The organism is Bacillus benzoevorans, from assembly GCF_014207535.1.
Taxonomy (GTDB): domain Bacteria; phylum Bacillota; class Bacilli; order Bacillales; family Cytobacillaceae; genus Bacillus_BD; species Bacillus_BD benzoevorans.
Map to the genome: position 1 here is coordinate 55,796 of NZ_JACHGK010000018.1, position 6,993 is coordinate 62,788.

7 protein-coding genes are annotated in these 6,993 nt (G+C 42.9%); 4 read left to right on the top strand and 3 right to left on the bottom strand.

Annotated features, from left to right (window positions below; all coding sequences use genetic code 11):
* Positions 1-86 precede the first annotated feature (86 nt).
* Positions 87-221, top strand: a complete 135-nt coding sequence (locus tag HNR53_RS23510; protein WP_281391860.1) for a hypothetical protein — start codon at positions 87-89, stop codon at positions 219-221.
* Positions 222-300: 79 nt separating this feature from the next.
* Here HNR53_RS23510 and HNR53_RS18935 read toward each other — a convergent pair whose 3' ends face one another.
* Complete coding sequence (locus HNR53_RS18935) at positions 301-807, bottom strand: CBO0543 family protein (RefSeq protein WP_184528976.1); 507 nt, start codon at positions 805-807, stop codon at positions 301-303.
* 236 nt (positions 808-1,043) lie between these two features.
* Between HNR53_RS18935 and HNR53_RS18940 the strand changes: the two genes are divergently transcribed.
* Complete coding sequence (locus HNR53_RS18940; RefSeq protein ID WP_184528979.1) at positions 1,044-1,403, top strand: Lin0512 family protein; 360 nt, start codon at positions 1,044-1,046, stop codon at positions 1,401-1,403.
* Positions 1,404-1,635: 232 nt separating this feature from the next.
* Here HNR53_RS18940 and lepB read toward each other — a convergent pair whose 3' ends face one another.
* The gene (gene lepB / locus HNR53_RS18945; protein WP_184528980.1) at positions 1,636-2,190 is read right to left on the bottom strand and encodes a signal peptidase I; all 555 of its coding nucleotides are present in this window, start codon (positions 2,188-2,190) and stop codon (positions 1,636-1,638) included.
* 584 nt (positions 2,191-2,774) lie between these two features.
* Between lepB and HNR53_RS18950 the strand changes: the two genes are divergently transcribed.
* Positions 2,775-4,358 (top strand): copper resistance CopC/CopD family protein, encoded by a 1,584-nt coding sequence (locus HNR53_RS18950; RefSeq protein ID WP_184528983.1) that lies wholly within the window; start codon positions 2,775-2,777, stop codon positions 4,356-4,358.
* Positions 4,359-4,459: 101 nt separating this feature from the next.
* Entirely contained in the window at positions 4,460-5,122 is a 663-nt protein-coding gene (locus tag HNR53_RS18955; RefSeq protein WP_184528985.1) for a YcnI family copper-binding membrane protein, read from the top strand.
* A 129-nt stretch (positions 5,123-5,251) separates the two neighbouring features.
* On the opposite strand, the gene HNR53_RS18960 is transcribed toward HNR53_RS18955, so the two are convergent.
* Positions 5,252-6,265 (bottom strand): DUF1646 family protein, encoded by a 1,014-nt coding sequence (locus HNR53_RS18960; protein WP_184528987.1) that lies wholly within the window; start codon positions 6,263-6,265, stop codon positions 5,252-5,254.
* Positions 6,266-6,993: the final 728 nt, after the last annotated feature.

Sequence of the window (6,993 nt, forward strand, 5' to 3'; positions counted from 1 at the left end):
CCAAATTTGGTGCAGGCTGGTCTGGAGAGAATGAATCCTTCTTTTTCGATCATACTAAGATACGAAAAAGGAGGGGGACGCGATCTATGGATAAACGATATAACACGAATGATGATGCAAGTGCAGAGTTGAAGAAGGCCCTTAGCAAAAGTACACCGCGAAAATATCCGAATATGAGCGATGCGGAGATGCAGTTGAAGATTCAAGGGAAGAAAAGTTAATCGGGTGCTTGCCAGGCACTATCCAGAAAACTGGATGGTGCCTTTCTATCTGTACAAGACTTGCTCATTTCATCAGGTCCTATTTCATATCATCTAAATTCACATTAAAGATACTCAATAGGGACAGGATAATGATGAGCGATAATACCCATGCCGCCAGGGGTTTTTTATAATGGATAGGCAATAGGAGGAAAATGATAACGGTAAATAGAATAGACCAGCTAAAATTCCAGCCATTATGGTAAGTAATAAAACCGAATTCATGGTTAATAAATTCAGCCAGCGAAAAAATGCCCAACCATAATAAAAACCATAACGAACGTTTTCTCCATCCTTCGGGAAAGCGTCCTAAATAGATTAATACGGTGGCAGAATAAGTCACGGCCATCGATAAAAGGGTAATCGTTGTATGGTTTGGCAAAATGAGATCATGAAATAACCACATGGATTTATTATAGAGCAGGAAGTCATATAATAGATCTCCAATAATAAGGAAGAGGATGGTCGGATAATACTGGTGCCAGTTCCGCCAATCCCCCCATTTACAGCCTGCTATTAAAAAAAGTAAATTAATGAAAATATACATAATATCACCTTCGGGACGAATATTGTTATTCTTCCCAAAAAGGGGATAAAATATCAATTTAAATAAACGCGGAGACGCTTCTCGCGTTTCCCGATTTTATTCCCGTAATGGTATGTATAGGTATTCTTGTAAAATAATATGAAAACGGTAGAGCCGTCCCCGTGTTTCACTTGTTTCATCAGCCGCGCAAAAGGGATAGAATAGAGAAAATAGGAACACGAAAGGATGAATCGATCATGGAAAAGATTATGTTTATTGAAACAGGAATGGGTATCGATGTGCACGGGCAAAATATCACGAAAGCCGCCATCCGGGCGGTACAAAATGCGATCCACTTTAATTCGATGCCGGGACTAGCCTCTGTGCTGCCTGATAACGATTTTAATAATATGAAAGTGAATGTCAAACTGGCGTTACCTGCGGAAAAGGAAAATCTTGATATCGCTGCGGTAAAAGCCGTCCTGCCATTTGGGACCGTAACCGTCGAAGTGATGGACGGCGGGATGCTGACAACAAGCGGGGTAGTGTTAGCGGAAAAAGGCGATAAGAACGATTTGATGTACATTGTCGTCGCATCAGTCGAAGTCGGCTATTAATAGAAAGGCTGTGTTAAAGGTCAATGTTGACTTTTTGTCCCTTGTTAATTGGAGTGGAAGGCACGAAGACTCCCGCTCAGAGAAGAGACAGACGAGACCCCGCAGACACGAAGTGTCGAGGAGGCTCGTCGGTCGCCCGCAGAACCGTGCGTGCCTGGAACGGAAATCAACAATCAAGTTTAACAGAGCCAATAGAAAAAGGACGGCACGCCGCCGTCCTTTTTCAATATCATTATTTCACAATCTTCATATCCTCTAAAGGCCAGTAAATCACATTGGTATTGCCTACTACTTTGTCTAACGGGACCACTCCAATATGACGGCTGTCTTTGCTGTTTCTTCTGTTATCTCCCATGACAAAAATGGTATTTTTAGGCACTGTTTCATAGCCCCAAAGCTCCTTTAAGGTAAAATCTTCTGTGAGGAGGGCATCTTTACCGTACAATGCTTTCATTTCCTTTTTGCTTTCGTCTAAATACTTTTCCGCATACGCTTTATCATTGATATAAAGAACATCATTTTTGTATTCAATTTTATCGCCGGGCAGTCCGATGACCCGTTTAATATAGTCATTATATTCATCGGCATGAAAAACAACAATATCAAACCGATCCGGAGTGCCAAATTTAGAAACAACCATCCGGTCTTCATTATGCAAAGTGGGTATCATCGATTCCCCATCTACAACAATCGGTGTAAATAAAAATGTACGAATCCCTACAGCTATCAAAATAGCAACTAGAATTGCCTTTGTCCATTCAAAAAACTCATTTTTCCTTTTTGTCATAATGTTCATCCCTTAGCATTTAGTAATTCTATTTTACAGATATCCCGCGAAAAAGAAAAATAGTTTATCGAAACGCGGGGACGGTTCTCGCGTTTTGTTTTCGACAAAATTCGACAAAAGCAAATAGTCATCGCGGTATTTTCTGCTATAATACTAGTATTCCATCCCATCTAAGAGGAGCTTAAATGATCATATGAATCAGGAATTTCTTTATGTTATTTTTCCCAAGAAGGCTTAAGTCTGAAGCCAAGAGAAATTTTGAAAAAGCTCGGGAAGTCTGTGCCGTTAATGACTTACATCCTCGCGAGTATATTGAATTTCACCCACATCCTTTCTAATTGGTAAAATCTAGGGAAACGTGAAAACCGTCCCCATGTTTCTGATGAAAAAAAGTTTGTTTTATAGGAAAAAGTTCACAGTTTCCACACAAATTTATGATTTAATTTTAACGATAACGATTCTCATTTCTAATGATGTTTTTCTGCCATGTTAGAGTATGTTTGAATGGTTAACATTTTGCGCTACAATGGTGAAAAATGAATAAGGCAGGTGATAGATTGTTCGCGAAGGAAAGACGGAAGAGGATGAAGGAACGCATAGTTCAGTACAGAAAGATACCGCTGCTGTGTTTGAGTTTCCTTTTTCTCATGATTCCGCACGAAGTTTTTGCTCATGCACAGCTGGAAAAGGCTGAGCCGGCACCGGACAGCACCTTAACGGCTCTCCCTGAGGAAATTGTTCTGACGTTTAATGAAAGATTGGAAAAGGAACTTTTTTCGATAAAGGTATTCAATGAAGCGGGTGAGCAGGTAAGTAAAAGCGAAACAGAGATGAGCAAAGACCAGAAAACGATCACGCAGGATTTACCATCGCTTCCAGAAGGAAACTACGCTATATCTTATAGTGTCTTATCAGCAGATGGTCATCCTATCAAAGGTTCGTACGTTGTCTCGATTGGGGAAAAAACGGCTCCCAGAAGTGAGATGAACCAGTTACATAACGAGGAAAATCCATCCTTACTGTCCAGCATGATTCAGTCTGTGAGCAGAATTCTGTATTATCTGGCATTGCTCCTGACTGCCGGCTGGATGATATGGGGCACCGTAAATAAAATAGAACACGGCGAAATGAGGGCAGCTTTTAGACAGAAGGCACGTTATTTGCAAGCTGCGCTGTTGATCACAACGATTGGCATGGGATATTTCCAATTCGCAGAATTACTCAACAGCTGGAGTGCAGATGAAATTTGGCCGCTTTTAACAGGTACTGCCCTTGGCATATCCTGGCTCCTATCCATGGTGTTGTCTATTTTAGGTTTTGCGCTGTTACTCCGTTTTACATGGCTGGATCGATTGTGGGTCTTCGTGATTCTCACAGTAAAGAGTATCAACGGACATGCGATGGCATTTGACCCGCCAATTCTCACTATTGCCATCGATGTACTTCATTTATTCGCAGCGTCCATATGGGCGGGAGGGTTATTCTATATCTTCGCTTTTTGGAAAAAACAGCGGGAACATGTCAGACAATTCCTCCCGGCTTTTTCACAGGCGGCATTCATAAGTATTCTGGTTTTAATGGGAACTGGAGCTGCTTCGACGTTTCTGTTTTTGCCGCAAATCGGCTATTTGTTCGATACAAAATGGGGCATCCTGTTATTAATCAAAGCGGCCATTGTTTTATTGGTCACCGTAACGGGTGGGATATTACGCTATTCATGGAAAAAAAGGTCAGAACATGCAATCGGCAGGCTGCTGAAAATTGATTTTAGCCTGATGCTCGTTATTGTCGGGATTGTAGGCGTCTTTACACACTTAAGCCCGCTCCCGCAAAATGAACCGCTGGAGTGGCATGAACAAGAAAAACACCTTGAATTCACGACATCAATTTTTCCCAAAGCACCGGGAAGCAATCATTTCATGGTTGAAGCCGGCTCGCTTCAAGAGGGAATAGAGATTAAAAACGTTGAACTATTTTTAAAATACCAAGACAATCCTGATGTCGCGCCGATTCAAGTACCTTTTTCCCAAGCGGAGCAGTCCGGGAAGGTTCATTATATGATCGATGGTCAATATCTTCCATTTGCCGGCAATTGGACAGCCGAGCTGCGAATATTAGATTCAGAGGATAATGAGGGCGTATTCAGCACGGAGTTTATGGTTTACTAAAAGATGGCATGGTGAAAAAGTGTCTGTTGGGTGTGCGGTAAGATTTTTGCTCAATAGGAATGTATGAATCAAGTCAAATATAGAACGATTGGGGATGTACAATGAAAAAGTTAGTATCTTTAACCATATCGATGATCGCTGCGATTACTCTTTTTGCAGGCGGAGCAAGTGCTCATGTCACCGTTCAGCCACAGGAAACATTACAAGGAAAATACGAAGTGTTCACACTGCGGGTGCCATCGGAAAACGAGGCGGCTCCGACAACAAAAGTCGAAGTGAAGTTCCCTGAAGAAGTGAATATTACTCGTGTTGAGCCGAAACCAGGCTGGACATACGAAGTGCAAAAGGATGATACGGGGAAATTGACGAGCATAACATGGACGACAGAAGGAAACGGCCTGTCGGCAACTGAATTCGGTCAGTTTCTTTTTCAAGGAAAAGTGGGCGATGATGCCACAGAACTCGTGTGGAAAGCGTATCAAACCTACGGCGATGGAAGTGTAGTGGAATGGGTTGGTGCTGCAGACTCTGAAAAACCGGCTTCTGTCACCGTTGTAAACCCGGCCGATGCCTCAGTCTCACATGGACATGACAGCGGAGATACAAAAGCTGATACGGCGGCAGAGGACGAAGGAACTGCTGTAGAGCACACAGCTGCGGCTGAAACAGCATCAAGCACAAGCAATGCCCCGCTCTACCTATCCATTGCCGCTTTAATTGCAGGATTACTAGCATTAGTGATTTCCCTTAGAAAAAGAAGATAAAACAGGGGGAAGGTTCTTGCGTTTCTATTTTGATCTAATTCGGGGCTGCCACAGTTACCTGTCGAATTTACGGCCTCTCGGATTCAAACAAAAACCACTCGGTTCTGTACCGGGTGGTTTTGTTTGGCTTTAAATTAAAAACAATACGACAAAGTATACAGCCATGGTGATCAGACCGACCGGAACTCCGAAACGGGCCCATTCTTTGCTGGTGATGTTGAGTTTGCCGGCTGCAATGATATTTGGAATATTCCCTGGAATCAGCATCCCCCCGCTAATGAGCAGACCGAGAAGGATGGCACGAATCATCTCATTGTCCATCGTCGGACTGATTTCGGCGGCAGCCAGTGTGGCGTTATCAAGGATCGCTGAAATCATATTAATCCAGTACAGCAGCATCGGGTTGAGACCAAGAATATATTTTTCAATCAGCGGCTCAAATCCATGTCCGAGGAAGGTTAACCCCATGACAAACAAATAAATTTTCGCGGAGCGAATGAGTATTTCCCGATAGCTTTCGGAAGCCTGCTTCGAGTCTAAGCCGTGTGAACTTGCGTGCGGTCTGACAAAAACCATCGATAACAAGGCAAAAGCGATTACCGCAGTAATGACTTCCCAGCCGACTAAATCAATCAGATAGAAGAAATCCTCATTTAATTTGCTGACAGTGATGGTCGAAAGCGGTTCGCCAATTGGCGTTAAGGCAGCGCCAAGACCGATGGCGAAACAGGCAATAATCGTATAGCGGACCTCGGACGCCCGGTCGAGGGGCAGCACATTGACAATGATGACCAGCACGATCGCCGCAATAATCGCGGTAATAATGCTGGAAGCCAGTCCTAAAATAATAATCGTTAATGCCAGGAAAATCCGCGGTGTCAGAGCCTTGCTCAGAGAGAGAATCGAGCGCTCCAGCGGGCCCTGCGCCCATTTACAAAGCAAGCCGGCGATCAAAACCGCAAGCGTAATATGAATCGGGTCGCGCAAAGCTTTCCCAATTAAATGAAAATTCATCATACCGCTGATGGAAGCAGCGGCAATCCCCATAATAAAGAGGAAGGCTTCCAAATTGTGCTCCACCTTTTTCACCGTAAATGGTAAAAAGAGCACAAGTATTAAGATAATGATTAATCCAAATATCATAAATGCAAAATCCCTTTCCGAAAAATTCACGCAATTTGAAACATAAAATCATTATACGTCATTTTTCTAATTAATTGAAAAATAAATGCATCGATATATTTTCCCATCATGCCCGGGCAAATTCAATGACCTTTATCACATTAACGCTTTAGCAGGTCTGGAATGTGCCCCGCAAGTCATTCACCGCGTTAAAATAAAGAAGAACCCGCAAGACCTTTTACAGCCTCGACGGGTTCTTCTTTGTTAAGAATGGACTATATAATAACTTTTTAAAAAAAGTGGAACACACTTCACTTGAATTTCTATTGTTATTATACCAAGAGAACGGATTGAAAAAAATGGATAATTTGTAAGAATTTGATGAATTATTTGTTAATTAATTGGGAATTACGCAAATTTAAGTCCTTATGCTGTTGAAATTGTTCATACTTGTATGCTCCCAAATTAGTTTGTACATGATGGCATTTCTGCTGTATCCAGGCTCAAATCTTTATCTAAGTGTTGTTTCACCAACGATTCTGCAGTCTGACCGTATCCCTGTCATGAATCCCCGCGCGGCGGGGGAAAGGCTGCCCCACGCGGTCGTCGCTATGAGGGGCTGATAGAGCCCGTCAGCGGGAGAAAAAACAGAGGACGGTCACTATGAAGGGCTGATAGAGCCCGTCAGCGGGGGAAAAAGCATCGGACGGTCACTATGAGAGGCTGATAGAGCCCGTCAGCGGGGGAAA